The 16101-nt window shown below is 37.6% G+C and carries 17 protein-coding genes; 12 read left to right on the forward strand and 5 right to left on the reverse strand.

The features are described from left to right. Positions 1-44 precede the first annotated feature (44 nt). Entirely contained in the window at positions 45-644 is a 600-nt protein-coding gene (locus AC1TO5_RS06175; protein WP_482061932.1) for a glycosyltransferase family 2 protein, read from the reverse strand. A gap of 328 nt (positions 645-972) precedes the next feature. Between AC1TO5_RS06175 and AC1TO5_RS06180 the strand changes: the two genes are divergently transcribed. After that, positions 973-1500, forward strand: a complete 528-nt coding sequence (locus AC1TO5_RS06180; RefSeq protein ID WP_482061933.1) for a class I SAM-dependent methyltransferase — start codon at positions 973-975, stop codon at positions 1498-1500. Between the two features lie 140 nt (positions 1501-1640). On the opposite strand, the gene AC1TO5_RS06185 is transcribed toward AC1TO5_RS06180, so the two are convergent. Next, positions 1641-1919: a hypothetical protein gene (locus AC1TO5_RS06185; RefSeq protein ID WP_482061934.1), complete on the reverse strand. Its 279-nt coding sequence runs from the start codon at positions 1917-1919 to the stop codon at positions 1641-1643. 397 nt (positions 1920-2316) lie between these two features. Between AC1TO5_RS06185 and AC1TO5_RS06190 the strand changes: the two genes are divergently transcribed. The 6 genes from AC1TO5_RS06190 to AC1TO5_RS06215 all read left to right on the forward strand — a co-directional run bounded on the left by AC1TO5_RS06190 (position 2317) and on the right by AC1TO5_RS06215 (position 8357). Further along, entirely contained in the window at positions 2317-3921 is a 1605-nt protein-coding gene (locus AC1TO5_RS06190) for an ABC transporter substrate-binding protein (RefSeq protein WP_482061935.1), read from the forward strand. Positions 3922-4007: 86 nt separating this feature from the next. Then, complete coding sequence (locus AC1TO5_RS06195) at positions 4008-4958, forward strand: ABC transporter permease (RefSeq protein ID WP_482061936.1); 951 nt, start codon at positions 4008-4010, stop codon at positions 4956-4958. Positions 4959-4964: 6 nt separating this feature from the next. Beyond that, complete coding sequence (locus AC1TO5_RS06200; protein ID WP_482061937.1) at positions 4965-5810, forward strand: ABC transporter permease; 846 nt, start codon at positions 4965-4967, stop codon at positions 5808-5810. Between the two features lie 145 nt (positions 5811-5955). Continuing rightward, positions 5956-6945 (forward strand): ABC transporter ATP-binding protein, encoded by a 990-nt coding sequence (locus AC1TO5_RS06205; protein ID WP_482061938.1) that lies wholly within the window; start codon positions 5956-5958, stop codon positions 6943-6945. 20 nt (positions 6946-6965) lie between these two features. Continuing rightward, positions 6966-7865, forward strand: coding sequence for an ABC transporter ATP-binding protein (locus tag AC1TO5_RS06210; RefSeq protein WP_482061939.1), 900 nt, complete (start codon positions 6966-6968; stop codon positions 7863-7865). 63 nt (positions 7866-7928) lie between these two features. Next, a complete protein-coding gene (locus AC1TO5_RS06215; protein ID WP_482061940.1) occupies positions 7929-8357 on the forward strand; it encodes a hypothetical protein in 429 nt (142 codons plus the stop codon). Between the two features lie 128 nt (positions 8358-8485). On the opposite strand, the gene AC1TO5_RS06220 is transcribed toward AC1TO5_RS06215, so the two are convergent. Then, positions 8486-9850: an FAD-dependent oxidoreductase gene (locus AC1TO5_RS06220; protein ID WP_482061941.1), complete on the reverse strand. Its 1365-nt coding sequence runs from the start codon at positions 9848-9850 to the stop codon at positions 8486-8488. A gap of 412 nt (positions 9851-10262) precedes the next feature. Here AC1TO5_RS06220 and AC1TO5_RS06225 point away from each other — a divergent pair, with 412 nt between their 5' ends. Genes AC1TO5_RS06225 through AC1TO5_RS06235 form a run of 3 tightly spaced genes read left to right on the forward strand, consistent with a single transcriptional unit; the run spans position 10263 to position 12128 of the window. Then, positions 10263-11117 (forward strand): ABC transporter ATP-binding protein, encoded by an 855-nt coding sequence (locus tag AC1TO5_RS06225; RefSeq protein ID WP_482061942.1) that lies wholly within the window; start codon positions 10263-10265, stop codon positions 11115-11117. Next, complete coding sequence (locus tag AC1TO5_RS06230; protein WP_482061943.1) at positions 11110-11763, forward strand: ABC-2 transporter permease; 654 nt, start codon at positions 11110-11112, stop codon at positions 11761-11763. Before AC1TO5_RS06225 ends, AC1TO5_RS06230 begins: the two co-directional genes overlap by 8 nt. Then, entirely contained in the window at positions 11763-12128 is a 366-nt protein-coding gene (locus tag AC1TO5_RS06235) for a GntR family transcriptional regulator (RefSeq protein WP_482061944.1), read from the forward strand. The genes AC1TO5_RS06230 and AC1TO5_RS06235 overlap by 1 nt, the downstream gene beginning before the upstream one ends. A 92-nt stretch (positions 12129-12220) precedes the next feature. Here AC1TO5_RS06235 and AC1TO5_RS06240 read toward each other — a convergent pair whose 3' ends face one another. After that, positions 12221-13204, reverse strand: a complete 984-nt coding sequence (locus AC1TO5_RS06240; RefSeq protein WP_482061945.1) for an NAD-dependent epimerase/dehydratase family protein — start codon at positions 13202-13204, stop codon at positions 12221-12223. 169 nt (positions 13205-13373) lie between these two features. On the opposite strand from AC1TO5_RS06240, the gene AC1TO5_RS06245 reads away from it, so the two are divergent. Continuing rightward, on the forward strand, positions 13374-14030 hold the full coding sequence (locus AC1TO5_RS06245) for a TetR/AcrR family transcriptional regulator (RefSeq protein ID WP_482061946.1): 657 nt from the start codon (positions 13374-13376) through the stop codon (positions 14028-14030). Positions 14031-14034: 4 nt separating this feature from the next. Then, positions 14035-15051 carry an alpha/beta fold hydrolase gene (locus AC1TO5_RS06250; RefSeq protein WP_482061947.1) on the forward strand — a complete coding sequence of 339 codons (1017 nt, stop codon included), beginning with the start codon at positions 14035-14037 and terminating at the stop codon, positions 15049-15051. A 199-nt stretch (positions 15052-15250) separates the two neighbouring features. On the opposite strand, the gene AC1TO5_RS06255 is transcribed toward AC1TO5_RS06250, so the two are convergent. After that, positions 15251-16087, reverse strand: a complete 837-nt coding sequence (locus AC1TO5_RS06255) for a MurR/RpiR family transcriptional regulator (RefSeq protein WP_482061948.1) — start codon at positions 16085-16087, stop codon at positions 15251-15253. Positions 16088-16101: the final 14 nt, after the last annotated feature.

Consider the following 16101-nt stretch of genomic DNA (forward strand, 5'->3'; position numbering starts at 1 on the left):
TTCCCTGTAATAGGACGTTATAACATTGTAGAAATATAATTGTCTTATTTCAGCCCTCTTTGGTACAAGTCGTATTCAGAATTTTCTCTCGGGTAATTATACCAATAGGCGAATATGCCAGTATATTTACGGGTTGGGTTTTGATCGAGTAGAGTCCTATTAAAATCACAATCACCGGCCATATCTTTTCTAACAGTGAACGTTGCATCGCCAATACAACTTCTTCTAATAATTTTAAATTGTCCACACCATCCATAACGATTTGCCTCGGTTATTACAAAGTTTAGGCCTAATTTTGTAAGCATATTGTAGTAATAAATATCATATTGTCCATCGACCTGATCTAATACATCTCGAATAGTTGGCAAATACATATCATCGCTATCAATGATCCCTAAGTAGTCACCAGTTGCCTCTTCAATACATCGATTATAGGTATAACTTGCACCCTTATTTTTTTCGTTTAGTAAAATTTTTAACTGTGGGCAAGTTTTTTGATATTCCTGTAAAATTTCTACTGTTTGATCTGTAGAGCCATCATCACATACGATAATTTCATAGGCATAATCTTTAGGGATACTATCTAACATGGTTTTAATCCATTGTTGACTATTATAAACGGGACTTATAAAGCTAAATTTCATACAAATTCTCCTACCTTTAAATGACTAATTTATAGAATAAATGACTTCAACTAAATTACTATATGCATGATATGACGTGGATGTACCCTCTTCAGCACATCAGTGTTCGTTGCAAAATGTATAACATACTCAAGCGCTATAAATAATTTTCGCTCTAGCGAGGAAACTGTAACACTTTTTAGTTCGTTGAAATAATATAAGGAATGACTAAAAGTAGATCCAGAATATTGTAGATGGATCCGAAATTATTGATACCCATTTAATGGATTGAATGAAAAATTGATAATTCGTTGGATTAAACAATATATTACGGAAAGAGATGATTATTATGAGGTTAAACTGGCATGAGGACTTTATTTTTAATTTGGCAAGTCTTGTCCGACCAAAGGTATATGTGGAACTAGGCATACAGAATTGTTACCTGTTTAATCGAATAGCACCTCTGGCTGAACGCTCGATAGGAGTGGATATTACTCCAAGTGCCAGCAATAATATGATCAAAGAAATGAATGCTCAATTTTTTAATGGTACCACTCAGGAATACGCTAAGGAATTAGAGGCTAATCCTCTGCAAATTGATATGTTATTCATCGATGCAGATCATTCGAAAGAGGCAGTGTTACAAGATTTCAGAGATTTTTTCCCATATGTAGCCCCGCATGGCTTAATTTTATTGCATGATACCCATCCTGAAAATGAGCATATGATGCATCGGTCTTTGTGTGAGACTGCATATCAAGCAGTTGAAGAATTATCAAAGGAAACAAAATTATATGAAATGATGACGATCCCTATTTCGCCAGGGTTAACAATTTGTAGGAAACGTCAGACGCAATTATCGTGGCATGAAAAGTAAATGATCGAGTTGAACTAGCAGCAGATTACACAATATGAATGTGTAGCAGTTAATGGGAGTACGTAGAGGGTAGAAAACACTATGAACTTAATGGAATGGGAAAAACACTATCGAGGCAATTCAAGGATGAGCGATCGCGTTTATAAAGTAGGTTTTATCGCCAAAAAGAATTTGTCCATCGCTACTCTCGGAAATTTATAAATTCTATTGTGGTCAAAAAAAGCGCAATAACTCTGTTCTAGCTCAGAGACATTGCGCTTTTTGTGTTTGTTTTGGAGAAGTTTACTTTGTTTTGTTTTCGTCATTTTTGTTACCGTTACAATGGCAATATGCTGTCCGCCACGTTGTTGACTTATTAGATCATATCCCTTTTGCTTCTCTTGTTTTTCGCGAAATTTACGTGCTGTGCTTTTAGACAAATGGATCATCTCCTCATTAATATTGAATCTTCATTATTATACTATAAATTATGCTGTAAGATCACTTTTCTAGAAATATAAGTTTTGGAAAAACATATAGAATACAACAATTGCTAACTGCTTATACTACTACCATATTACATGGAAACAGCTCTTTGTAATAAGAAAGTTTGACGAAAAGTGCTTAGGGATTATACAAACGAAAAAGTTTCAATTATAATAAGAAATAATCGGATACATAAATTTTATTCATAAATGTGTTTTGATTATTTTCATTCGAAATAAAACGTTTACATAATAAATTTCGGTGAAACAATGAAAAAAACAATAAAAACATTGTAATTCCGATTAATCCGATGTACTATTAGGGAATAATAAAACAACAGGGGGAACTACTATGAAAAAGATTTTTTCAACAGTGACATTACTAATTCTAATTATCGCAGTTGTAGCGGCATGCTCAAGCAATAATGGCAATACAACTCCCAATAACACGCCTAACACTGGAAATGAAGTTAGTGGCGAGCCAAAACAAGGCGGCAATCTTATTATTGCTGTAGCAAGTGATCCAGTTATTCTTAATCCAAACTATGCAGGTGATCGCGTTAGCTTAACAATTAACCAATCATTGTATTCACCTTTATTCCAAGTATCTAATGGCGAAAAAACTTTCTATCTTGCAAAAAGTCTTGAACTTTCCGAAGAAGGTCTAACTTATACGTTAACATTACGTGATGATGCCAAATGGCATGATGGCGAGCCAGTAACGGCAGATGACATTGTATTTACAATTGAAAAGATTGTTGATGAAAATCAAAATAGTCTACTTCGTGAAAACTTCTTCGTGGGTGGTAAAGCGATTGAAGTTGAAAAAGTTGATGAATATACAGTGAACTTCAAGCTACCACAAGTTAATCCAGCTTTTGAAGCAACATTGTCACAAGTATTTCCAATTCCTAAGCATGTGTATGAGAATGAAACAAATTTAGAAAAGAGTGATAAAAACAATGCTCCAATCGGATCTGGTCCATTCAAATTCAAAGAGTACAAAACAGGTGAGTATGTATCACTAGAGCGTTTCGATGATTACTATGGTGGCAAACCTTATCTTGATGGGGTAACTTATCGTATTGCCAAAGATACAAATACAGCTAATCTTGCGCTTCAAAATGGTGAAATCCATGTGAAATATGTAGATCCTCAAGATGTATCGACAATCGAAGCAACTAACAATTTTGCGATCTATCCTTATGAAGAAGGTCGCCTTGCATACTTGAACTTCAACCAGATTAGTGATACTGGAGTGCTTAATAATATTGAGGTTCGTAAAGCATTATCTTATGCGCTTGATCGTGATGAATTAATTCAAGTTGCTTATACATCTAGCGATTATGCTAATGCAGCTCATTCATTCTTAACACCAGATGGTTTGTTCCATACGAATGATGTAACATCTTATGATTATGATGCTGAGAAAGCAAAGCAAATATTAGCTGATGAAGGTGTAAGTAACTTGAAGCTAAGATTTATTGTTTCAAGCGGTAATAAAGCTCAAGAAGCAGTAGCTCTATATGTACAACAAAAACTTGGTGAGATTGGTGTACAGGTTGAACTTCAAACGATGGATGCATCTGCATATGGTCAAAAGCTGAATGCTGCCAATACAACGGATTATGAAGTATTCTTAGGCGGATACATTATGGGGTATGATCCAGATGCTTACCGTATTCTATTCTTATCAGATGCAACATCTAATTTCAGCCATGTAGCTAATGAGGATATTGATGCCTTATTCCTTGCGGGTGCAGGTGAAGGTGATGTTGTTAAGCGTGAAGAGATTTACAAACAAGTTCAAGAGCTTATCGCAGCTGAAGCGATTCAATATCCAATCGCATACACGAAAACGATTGTAGCAGTAAGCAATCAATTCGGTGGTGTTGAAGAAGCTAAGTTGAAACCAGTATATATCTTTGAAGATCTATCAAAAATATATAAGAAATAATTGTAAGGTCAAATGAACAAGTATGCAAAAAAATAAGCTGATCATTCAGCTTATTTTTTTGCTACTACGTAGAGGGAGAATATGTTATGAACCAACTCATAGCGAAACGACTACTGCAGACAATTCCATTGCTCTTCTTTGTCTCCATTGTTAGCTTTGTGCTGATCAAGGCTGCGCCTGGTGATCCTGTACTTAACTTCGTCACACCTAATATGCATGCAGAAGATATTGAGAGAGTTAGGCATAACTTAGGATTGGACAAACCGGCATACGTACAATACTTCATCTGGTTAAAGGGAGTTTTGCAAGGAGATCTAGGATATTCGCTAATTAATCACAAACCTGTCTTAGGACAAATTGTTGAACGTATTCCGGCAACTGTAGGTTTGATGAGTGGAGCCATTGTTATAGCTGTCATACTAGCAATTCCATTAGGTTTGATTGCAGGATCCAATCGTAATCGATTTGTTGATAAATGCATTAATATATTTTCATACATCGGTATTTCAATTCCCGGATTCTGGTTAGGGATATTATTTATCTATTTCTTTGCAGTGAAATTAGGATGGCTTCCAAGTATGGGGATGAGGACAATAGGGGTAACCTCAACTTGGGATGTTATTCAACACGCAATATTACCTTGTAGCGTACTCGCTATCGGATTTCTGTCGGTCTATGTACGCTATATTCGCTCTAGTACCATTGGACAACTGAAGGAAGACTACGTACAAATTCAATATGCTTTTGGTTCCTCCAAAACACAAGTTTTAAAACGACATGTTTTAAAGCATGTATTGTTACCAATTATTACATTGCTAGGTATGTCAGTCGGTGATATCGTAGCTGGTGCGATTGTTACAGAAACGGTATTTTCATGGCCAGGACTAGGATCACTTGGTATGACTGCTGTTAAAGGATTAGATTATCCTTTAATAATGGGAATAACATTACTATCATCTGTCATGTTAATATTAGGGAATTTGATTGCGGATATACTATATAGTTTTGCTGATCCAAGAATTAAGAAGATGAGGTGAGAATAGATGAACCGAACCAAATGGAGTAATGTGTTACATGAGCTATATCATAATAAAATAGGTCTTGTAGCGGTAGGCATTCTATTCATTTTCACGTTGGGCGCAATCTTTGCGTTTCTTGCACCTCATGATCCAAATAAATTGAATGCATTGATTCGTTTACAAGCTCCGAGTGGTGATCATTTTTTTGGAACAGATGATTACGGACGAGATTACTTTGCACGGGCATTACATGGTGGAAGAATTTCGTTATTAGTTGGATTTTTTTCCATGATCGTAGCTACCTTTATTGGAGTAACGATAGGCGTAATGGCAGGTTATTTTGGAGGGAAAATCGATAATATTTTAATGCGTCTAGTTGAAGTTATTATGTCCATCCCGTCATTTTTAATTTTATTATTATTAAGTATTTATCTTAAACCGAATGTCGGCAATCTCATTATTATTATAGGGTTCATTATGTGGATGAATGTATCTCGTATTATTCGTGCGGAAACGATGACGCTAAAGGAACGTGAATATGTACTGTATGCCAAAGCATCGGGACAAAACTCCTATGGCATCATTGTGAAACATATACTACCTAACCTTATTCCAACAATTATTGTTGGTGCGACAAATACAATAGCGTCGGCGATATTAATGGAATCATCGCTTAGCTTCTTAGGCTTCGGGGTACAAGCTCCTTCAGCTACATGGGGAAGTATGCTTAATAATGCCCAAGGTTATATTGCTCAAGCGCCTTACTTAGCTATATTCCCAGGTTTATTAATTTTCTTAACTGTACTTAGCTTTAATATTTTAGGTGATATATTGCGAGTAGGTTTCGAGCCTAAGCTTATTAAGAAATAAGAAGCTGATGCTTCCGAAGTGACTTTTTGTTAGCTAAGAAGTTACATAGGAAGCTACAAAAAGTTCTAGTATATGCTTCCGAAGTGACTTTTTGTTAGCTAAGAAGTTACATAGGAAGCTACAAAAAGTTTAGGAGGAACATCATATGACAGATTCCAAAAGACTGCTAACAGTAGAAGGACTGGAAGTTTCCTTCTTCACGAATCATGGTGAGAATCAAGCTGTACGTAATGTAAGTTTTCATATTGATGAGGGCGAAACATTGGGCATTGTCGGTGAGTCAGGTAGTGGTAAAAGTGTAACTGCCAAATCGATTCTCTCCTTAATACAGCCTCCAGGTAAAATTAAGTCAGGCGATATACGTTATAAGGAACAATCATTGCTTCAGCTATCTGAGAAGGAATGGAAGCATATCCGTGGTAATCAAATCGCGATGGTATTTCAAGATCCGATGACATCATTGAACCCTGTGAAAACGATCGGCTATCAAATGTCGGAAGTTATTCAGCGGCATCGTAAGCTATCGAAGCGAGAAGCGCGAAAAGAAAGTGCCGATATGCTGAGAAAAGTAGGAATATCTGAGCCTGAAAAACGGCTAGACCAATATCCTCACGAATTTAGTGGTGGGATGAGACAGCGTGTCATGATTGCAATGGCATTGTCTTGTCAGCCTGAATTATTAATAGCAGACGAGCCAACAACTGCACTCGATGTTACGATCCAAGCACAAATTCTTGATTTAATTGATCATATTAAGGCGGAAACGAATACATCAGTCATTCTTATTACGCATGATTTGGGCGTAGTTGCACAGGTTTGTACGAGAGTACTTGTTATGTACGGCGGAATGGTAATGGAAGAGGCGAAGGTGGAAGATCTATATCGCCATCCAGCTCATCCGTATACGCAAGGGTTACTGCAATCTGTACCTTCAAGAGCAGGTGCTTCAAGGGAGCGTCTTGTACCCATTGAAGGAACACCGCCATCGTTAATTGATCCGCCATCGGGCTGTCCATTTCGTGAACGTTGTGTACATGCCTTTGATCGTTGCGTAGAAAGACCACCATTATTTGAAGTAGGGAAGCAGCATCGCTCCGCTTGTTGGTTATCTGATCCATCTAACGAGCAGCAGTAAGAGTGAGAGGAGGAATGTTGATGAAGCCATTAGTTGAGGTCAAAAATTTGCAGAAGCATTTTTTGAAAACAACGGATTTTTGGGGCAAGCCTAAGGAAGTATTGAAGGCAGTGAACGGAGTTAGCTTTGATATTTACAAGGGTGAAACGTTCGGGCTTGTTGGGGAATCGGGTAGTGGAAAATCTACAGTTGGACGTTGTATACTGCGTTTATATGATTATACAGATGGACAAGTGATTTACGATGGACAAAATATTTCTGATTTGAACGATCAACAGCTGAAGCCATTTCGCAAAAACATTCAGTCGATTTTTCAAGATCCGTATTCTTCCTTGAATCCAGGGTTAAATGTGTACGAGCTAATTAGCGAGCCGATGGATATTCATGGGATGGTCAAAGGAAAAGAGCGAAAAGAACAAATTATAGCGCTGCTAGAGCGAGTTGGTCTGAAGAGCGAGCATTTGTATCGTTATCCGCATGAATTCAGCGGTGGTCAACGACAACGGATCTCAATTGCAAGAGCATTGGCGACGAAACCAGAATTCATTATATGTGATGAACCGATTTCTGCACTAGATGTATCTGTACAGGCACAAGTAGTTAATATGTTGGAGGATTTGCAAAAGGAATTCGGCTTAACGTATCTTTTTATTGCGCATGATCTTTCGATGGTTCGTCATATTTCTGATCGAATTGGTGTGATGTATGGTGGGCGAATCGTAGAAATTGCTCCTAGTGATGAGCTGTATGAAAATCCACTACATCCTTATACGCAAGCGCTGCTATCTGCTATTCCAGTTCCCGATCCAACGGCGACTCGAGAGCGGATTGTTTGGAGTTCTGACCCGAAGGAATGGAGTAATCGCGAACATGAGCTAGTAGAAGTAACACCAGGCCACTTCGTTGCTGTTCACTCGTGATCACGACGATTATGCTATCGTAGCGAATTCAGCGGCGAATATATATTGGAATGGAGGATTAATATGAGTGAAACTATAGTGAAATTATCACAAAATGAGGCTTTAATGGTGGAACAACTTCGTCAAAGAGGTTTATCTGATGAGCAAATTGTAAGTGGAGCGTTAGCGCGTACACTTCCTGTTGATGATAGTATGTTTGAATTTGACTTTAATGAGTTAAGTAATTTTGTGGAGCAAAAGCCCGGTACGCTTCAATCTGCACTTCGTGATGGATACCAGATCAAGTATAATACGATTCGTGGTATTCGTTGTTGGATCCTTATTGTATTTGAGCAAGATCCAGTATTAGTATTCGATGCAGGCAAAGAGGCTGTATATGCAACGTTGAGTCAAGCTCAGCAGCAACAAATGCAGCAGGTACTATCTCATGGCTGGCAGTTGTCAGTGCTGAATGAAGAGGCTGGCGAAGTTGTTATTAAGCCTGTTGGTTAAAAACATAGTTAAATATTAACGGGGTTATTTCATCATGTATATGACGGGATAACCTCGTTTTTTTGTAAAAAGAAAAAAGAGCCCTCTTATTGTAAGAGGACTCTTACGCCAATTCTGCTACGAGCAACTCAAGCCATTGTTGCTTTTGAATCACGTTGTTGCGGATTATATGCCTGCAATCCTGCTTGGTTCAACAGATTCCACGGCTTGTTGTAGTGCGGTTGGAAGAAAAAGTCGACAAAAGCTAGCTCATCCATCGTCATATGATTTTGAATGCAGACCGATAGTGTATTGATCGATTGCGTTAGGTCTGCTTTCGACAGCACTTGCGCTCCTACGATACGACCGTTTGCCTCTTCGTACACGACTTTCAGTAGCGCCTTCTCATAGGTAGGCATAAACTCTGGTCGGTAATGATCATTAATTGTGATTGATTTCACAATCATACCCGCATCAATTGCGGCCTGCTCGGTCATGCCGGTAGAAGCGATGTTCAGGTCAAATATTTTAATACCCGAAGTCCCTTGGGTCCCCATATATCTCACCATCGGCTCGATCAGATTTCGTGCGACAAGTGTCCCCATCCGAACCGCATTCGTTGCTAGAGGAATATAAGCATGCTGATTGGTTGGATTATAGCGGATCGCACAACTATCTCCTGCAGCGAACACGTCCGGACAGCTGGTGCGCATATAATCATCGACGATGATTGCACCATTGCTCAATTGGTCAACCTGACCTGTGAGCAGCTCTGTATTAGGACGGAAGCCAATGCACATAATGACAAGATCAGCTTCATATTCGCCAGTTGTCGTGATTACGCGGTTCACTTTGCCATTGTTCCCTTGAAAACCAGTTACGGTCTGGTTAAGTGCAAGCTCAATATGGTGCTGCTTCATCGCTTCCTCAACGAGATCTGTATATTCACGGTCGAGATACTTGTACAGCACACGCGGCGTATTGTCGATAACAGTCACCTGCTTGCCAAGTTGCTCGAATGCTTCAACCAGTTCAATCCCAATATAGCCTGCTCCTACAACGACGATTCTTTGTGCATGCTTTGCCCGCTCAATAATGGCCTTAGCATGTGCATAGTTTTTGCAAAGCATAATATTGTCCAGATCGATGCCGCCCAGTTTTGGAATAATCGGCCACGACCCAGTTGTAACAACTAACTTGTCATAGGTGTCAATTTTAATCTCATCTTTTATAATATCGCGGACTTTAACTGTCTTTGCTTGAGTATCTATTGAAAGCACTTCATGAAGCATGTTTGTCTGAACACCCAGTTCTTGCAGTTGTTCCGGAGATGAGTAGAAGAGCGATTCCGCATCTTTCACGACACCTCCAATATTTAGCGCGATCCCGCAAGATAGAAACGAAATATTGTCGTTTTTCTCATACACGGTAATTTCAGCTTGAGGATACAATGTAGCCATCCCAGTAACAGCAGCAGTTCCGGCATGTGTACAACCAATTACGATTACTTTCATAGTAGTTAGCCTCCTTGATATGGTTGATCTTAGAATAGTATGAAATCAAATAGTAGTTAAATTGTGAAAACAGGTTAATGTGTGAATTAATTCACAAAAACAATTAAAAAAATTTGCTGTTTGAAGTATGACTCAAACATAATACCTTTGTGATTAATATCACAATATCCTGTTGCTGCTATCATATGACAGATGAATTTAATTTGCAAGTCAAAAGTGAAAAAAATCACAATGTTGACAAATATTTATTATAGCGGAGTATCCATTCGCGATATTACTATATCTCATTAAAGTCTAATGAGACGACCTCTTTTCTATGTATTGACCTTAATTAATAAAAATATTGACATCATAATTAATGGGTGATATATTGTGTATGTACGGTATACACAGTTTAGAAGGAGGTTGTTATATGCTAGCGTTAGATATTAAAAACCTGAATAAGAAATATGATAATTTTCAATTGAAAAATGTATCGTTGCAGCTAGAAAAGGGTTATATTATGGGGTTTATCGGGGCCAACGGTGCTGGGAAAACAACAACGATTAAATCAATTTTGAATTTGATTCAAATCGATAGCGGAGAAATTAGCATTCTAGGCAAGGACGCCATTGAGCATGAAATCGAATTGAAGCAAGAGATTGGTTTCTCATTCGGCGGCACTGATTATTATACTCGAAGCAAAATTAAAACATTAACAAATGTGATTAAGAAGTTCTATCAGAATTGGGATGATGAAACCTATTATAACTTTCTAAAGAAATTCAATTTAGACGAAAACAAAAAAATAATGCAGTTATCGACTGGTATGAAAGTAAAGTATAGTTTGGCTCTTGCTTTGTCCCACGGAGCTAAAATTCTCATTTTAGATGAACCGACAAGTGGACTAGATCCAGTTGCAAGAGGCGAACTATTAAAAGTTTTTCAAGAACTAATAGAACCTGGGGAAATAAGCATTCTCTTCTCAACTCATATCACATCCGATCTAGAAAAATGTGCTGATTATATAACCTTTATTCACAATGGGCAAATTATCAATAGCGCTGAGAAAGAAGATTTTATTAACTCTTATCGCTTGCTAAACGGTAAAGAAAGACAACTATCTGAAGTGAAAGACCAATTGATTTCCTATAATGTAAATTCATTTGGCTTTACAGGACTGATTCACACTAAAGATTTTGATCCTTCTTCAGATATTCAATCAACTTTGCCTAATCTCGAGGACATTATGATCTATGTATCAAAGAAGGAGGATATGTATGTATAACTTACTAATGAAAGAATTAAAACTCGGAGTAAGTCCTGTATTTTATGTATTACCCGTTTTGACTGGAGCCTTAATGCTAATTCCGGGTTGGCTATATTTTCTTGTTATCTTATATTTTTGTTTTATAACGGTACCAAATATGTTTGGAGTGTATAAAGCGCAAAATGATTTGATGTTCACTATGATGTTGCCTGTAACCAAAGACAATATTGTAAAAGCAAAGATAGGCGTCGTTGTCATTCTCGAATTATTGCATATTGTTATCGCAGTTATCTTCGGTATAATAAGTACTCGCTTATATCCTAATTTGACCTACTTTTTCTTTGAACCAACCTTAGGTTTCTGGGGATTATGTTTTGTCATGCTTGCGATCTTCAACATTATCTTTTTCTCCATGTATTACAAGACAGCTTACAAATATGGTGCTGCAACGTTCGCATCTGTTGCAGCAGCTATACTATTTGCTGGTGGGGCAGAATGGTTGGGGATAAAAAATTCAATAGTGTTTGATCTTTTCAAGGGTAGTGGTACTGAGAACATTCCGTTACAAATATCCATCCTAATTGCAGGAATTGTAATATTCGCAACGTTTACGATTATCGCTTATAATATTTCCATTAAACAATTCAAGAAAGTAGAAATTTAATGAATATCGCTCTTTCGAATACATCTGAAAAACCTATCTATCAGCAACTTTTTGAACAAATTAGTGCTCAAATTTTAAAGGATGAGTTAGAATCAGGCTATAGTTTACCACCAATACGACAAGCAGCTGTAGAGCTTGGGATTAGTATCATTACTGTAAAAAAAGCTTGGGAAGAGCTTGAACGATCTGGACTAATCTATACAGTAACTGGTAAAGGATGCTTTGTAGCCGAACTCTCATCTGAAGACATGCTTCAAAAACGAAATGAAATGATCTTAAAGCAAATGGTCGATAGTGCTTCATATTACAGATCCTTTGGCGTCACCATAGAAGAAGTTATTGAGCTGTTGAAGAAGATTTATTGATAGAAATAAAATCAATCGGAGTGTGCAATATGCACACTCCGATCATATTAGGATGGTTATATAGTGTATAAGATTACTGCTCAAGGATAATGCTATAACTTAGCGTTCACACATACTTGTAGCGTTTCTTTAATGCTTGCAATGACATCATCTTTATTAATTTTTAATATGGGCATCGTATCATTAGGATCTAGATATGCGTCGCGACCTTGAATTTCTGCAGTAACTGCTAAGTGAATACCATGCTCTTTGCCTGCTTGTTTTGTATGTTCATCATGCTCAGCAAATGCTGGCTTAAAAGCTTCTACCGGTGCAGGAATAAGCTTCGTTGTTTCTGTCTGTCCTAATGCTTCAACCATATATTGATAGAAGTCTAGGTACTTCATATTTGTATCACAAATTGCATATCTGCCCTCATGTTGGCCCAATTCAATAGCACCTACTGCTGCTTCTGCAACTTGTTTGGCTGTTACCATTGCAGTACCACCTTGTGGAACATAAACGGTATCATACCCTCTAACTTGCTCTGTAAACATCGTCCAAAGAGGTGTACGCCCAGGCATTACACCAAAAATATAAGGTAAACGTAAACTCATAACGTCCATATCCTTGTCACCCTCCAACATCGCTACTTCTTCCTGTAGTAATCGTGTACGCGGATATGCTTGTTCACTATTCAAATGTAAATCGGTCCATTGCTCAGCGAAATGGCTAAAGTAAGAATTAAATAACACAAATTTTTTCACACCAGCTTGGCGAGCTAATCGAGCAATACGTTGCGTTGGAATCACATTTGCTTGATAGAAGAACGTTGTTGCAGGAGCATCAGGGCAAACTCGCTCATCCGCACCAGCAGCATATATAAAAGCATAAACACCGTCAAGTAATTGTAAAATTTGTTCATCAGTATAGGTTTGCATATCCCCTAGATGACTTTCAACTTCAGCAGGAAATAAATTGTCGGCTGGAGTAGGAGGGAGAGAGAGTTCTGCTACTTTGTAACCTCTTGCAAGTAATTCATGGGTTGTATAATATCCTAGAAAACCTGTTCCGCCTAATATAAATACTTTTTTCATAGATCTTCATCTCCTAAGTAGAATTATGTTGTTAAAGTAATTATATCAACTAGTATTTATATACTATGTGATAAAAATCACATAGAACGAGTCTATTGACAGCTAACGACTGTTATCCTATAATTCGGATAACAGTCGTTAGCTTTTTTGAGGAAAAGGAGATAAATTTATGCTTGATTATGAACTTGAGAAAGTATTTGATGATGTTAATAAAATACCTATTCGAAATGCTACTAAAAATAAAATTATCGTAGTAGCTATTTCGCTCTTTGCCGAAAAAGGCTATAGCGGAGTATCTATTCGTGACATTACGAAAGCTGTTGGAATTAAAGAAAGCTCACTGTACAAACATTTCAAAAGTAAAGAGGAACTAATTGATACCATCTTTTATAATTTTCGTCGTGAGTGTCATGCGATATTACCACCTAATGATCAAATTAAGCTCATTGTGACTGGGATGAGTGTACCAGCCTTTTTACAAAAAGGCTGGATTAATTTTCAGAATCATATTGATGATCCAATCAATCAGCATATTTGGCGGATCATTTATTTGGAACAATTTAGGCATGCACTTGCTATGGAAATTTATCGTAAAGATATAGTGGAAAGAACGGTAGCCTGCTTAACTATCGTATTTCAGCAGATGATCGCACATGGAAAGCTCAAACCCATTGATGCCGAGTTATTAGCGCGTGAATATCAATATCCTGTATTTACAATGGTTATGGAATATATCGCATTGAAGTCTATGGATAGCAGTACAGCTCAGATTGAACATCAAGTTATGCAGCATATTGAATATTTTCATTCAGTAGTGGGGATGTGATGGTTTGGAACCAATTGGGAGTGACCGGCAAGCGATAAGTGTAGTAGAAAAAGTAGTATTGGGCGGGGTAGAGCAATATATTCTAATCCAAGCAGCAGATATATCAAAGCCAGTATTATTACTATTGCATGGTGGTCCATCTATGCCTTTACCGGGTGTATCAGCTAAAGGACAAGATTACACTATTGTAACGAATACGAGTAAGCTCATAGAAAACTTCGTCTTAGTATTTTGGGATCAACGTGGGACGGGAAAGTCTTATTCTCGTGATATATCACCTGAATCTATGACTATTGCACAATTTATTGAAGATGCTGATGAATTAACGGATGTACTGATCGAAAGATTTCATCATGATAAAATTTTTCTAGTTGGTCACTCTTGGGGAACCATCATTGGTCTTACACTCGCAAAGCAGAATCCTCATAAGTATTACTCCTATACTGGATTTTCGCAAATTGTAAATTGGACTAAAAATGATGAGCTATCTTTAGTTTGGTTAAAGCAGGAAGCTATGCGAAGAGGCAATCAAAAGGCGTGGAAACAACTTAATGATCTTGGTCAAGCACCACTTAATCAAAGCTTTGCACAGTGGGGGACATTACGGAAGTGGCAACGAAACTTCAACACCTTAATATATACCGATACTAATATTAAGCATCCGGGTATGTGGGGCATTATGAAAGCTCTTCTGCAATCAGAAACTTACTCATTGCGAGATATATACAATAGCTTCATATCTGGCTTCCGCTTAGTATATTCAATATCATTTGTGAAAGAGTTAGAACAGTATTGCTTTGAAGAGACGGTGCAGTCAATTGATATTCCTGTTACGTTCATACATGGTAAGTACGATTATCATGTGCATGGCAGCTTAGTAGAAATGTTCAATAAGCAAATAATAGCTACGGAAAAACGTTTAATCTGGGCACAAAAATCAGGTCATTCGTTTCATCCTGAAGACACGATAGCCAATGAGCAACATTTGATTAATCAGTTATGTTATGCGAGAAAAGGTTAATTACTATAAGAAAGAGGTTATCTCATTATGTGCTTAATGAGATAATCTCTTTCTAATTTATTAGGTTCGCTTTTACTATCTTTATTTCAAATGGATACCTAATTAGACCCATACATAATATTCACAAGTTCAATTGCATCTTCTTTTGAATTAGATCCTCTTATCCATATCCTTTTCACGTGAGAACTTTATAGCATCATTATTTCGGCAATAACGCAGCATACTGCTTACGAATATCATGTAACTGCTGCAACTTATTCATCGCATCTTTCCCGCGCAGACCAGCTAGCGCAATCGATATACTATCAATAATAGCCATAGGGGCGATTAGAGAATGGAAGGCATCTCGTTCTCCTCGATCAACTTGAATGACGATATCACTATCATTAATCATTTCAGATACTAGCAGATCAGTAATAAGAATCGTACGATAATGAGCAACTCCTGCTTGCTCCAAAATAACGGTAGCTTCAGGCGATTTTCTCACAAATCCGAAAAATAATACAACATCGTGTTCATTGGCATGCACTAAGCTTTCCAATAGCGCGTGACCACTTTCAGCCATAATGTGCACCTGCACGCCAATACGATTCAATCGAAAGCGAAATAATTCAGTAAGCGCAGTCGCTGACCCATGACCATGCACATAAATACGCTGGGCTTGATCTAGCGCAATGACAGCTTGATCGAATGCCTGTAGATCAACACGCTGAGAAGTTTCCGTAAGATTAGCTTGAGCAGATTCAATCATTTGTCCAACGATATGCTGCTTGGTTTGTTCCAATACTTGCTGCATCTTGATCGCAGGCGTAGAATACTGCACTTCTTGTAAATGTTTCTTGAATGCTTTTAAGTTCTCAAAGCCGATGATCTCCCAAAATCTCGAAACGGTTGAGATGCTTACTCCAGCTTTTTTCGCAATATCTTCCTCGGTATAAAATGGTATGCGCTCCGTGGATTTTAATATAAAATCAGCGATTTTTTTCTGACCTTTGGACATTTGCTCAATGGGGATCATGAATTGAAATGTAGTCATAGTACCTCTCCATT

The sequence above is a fragment of the Paenibacillus sp. Y930 genome (assembly GCF_056786375.1).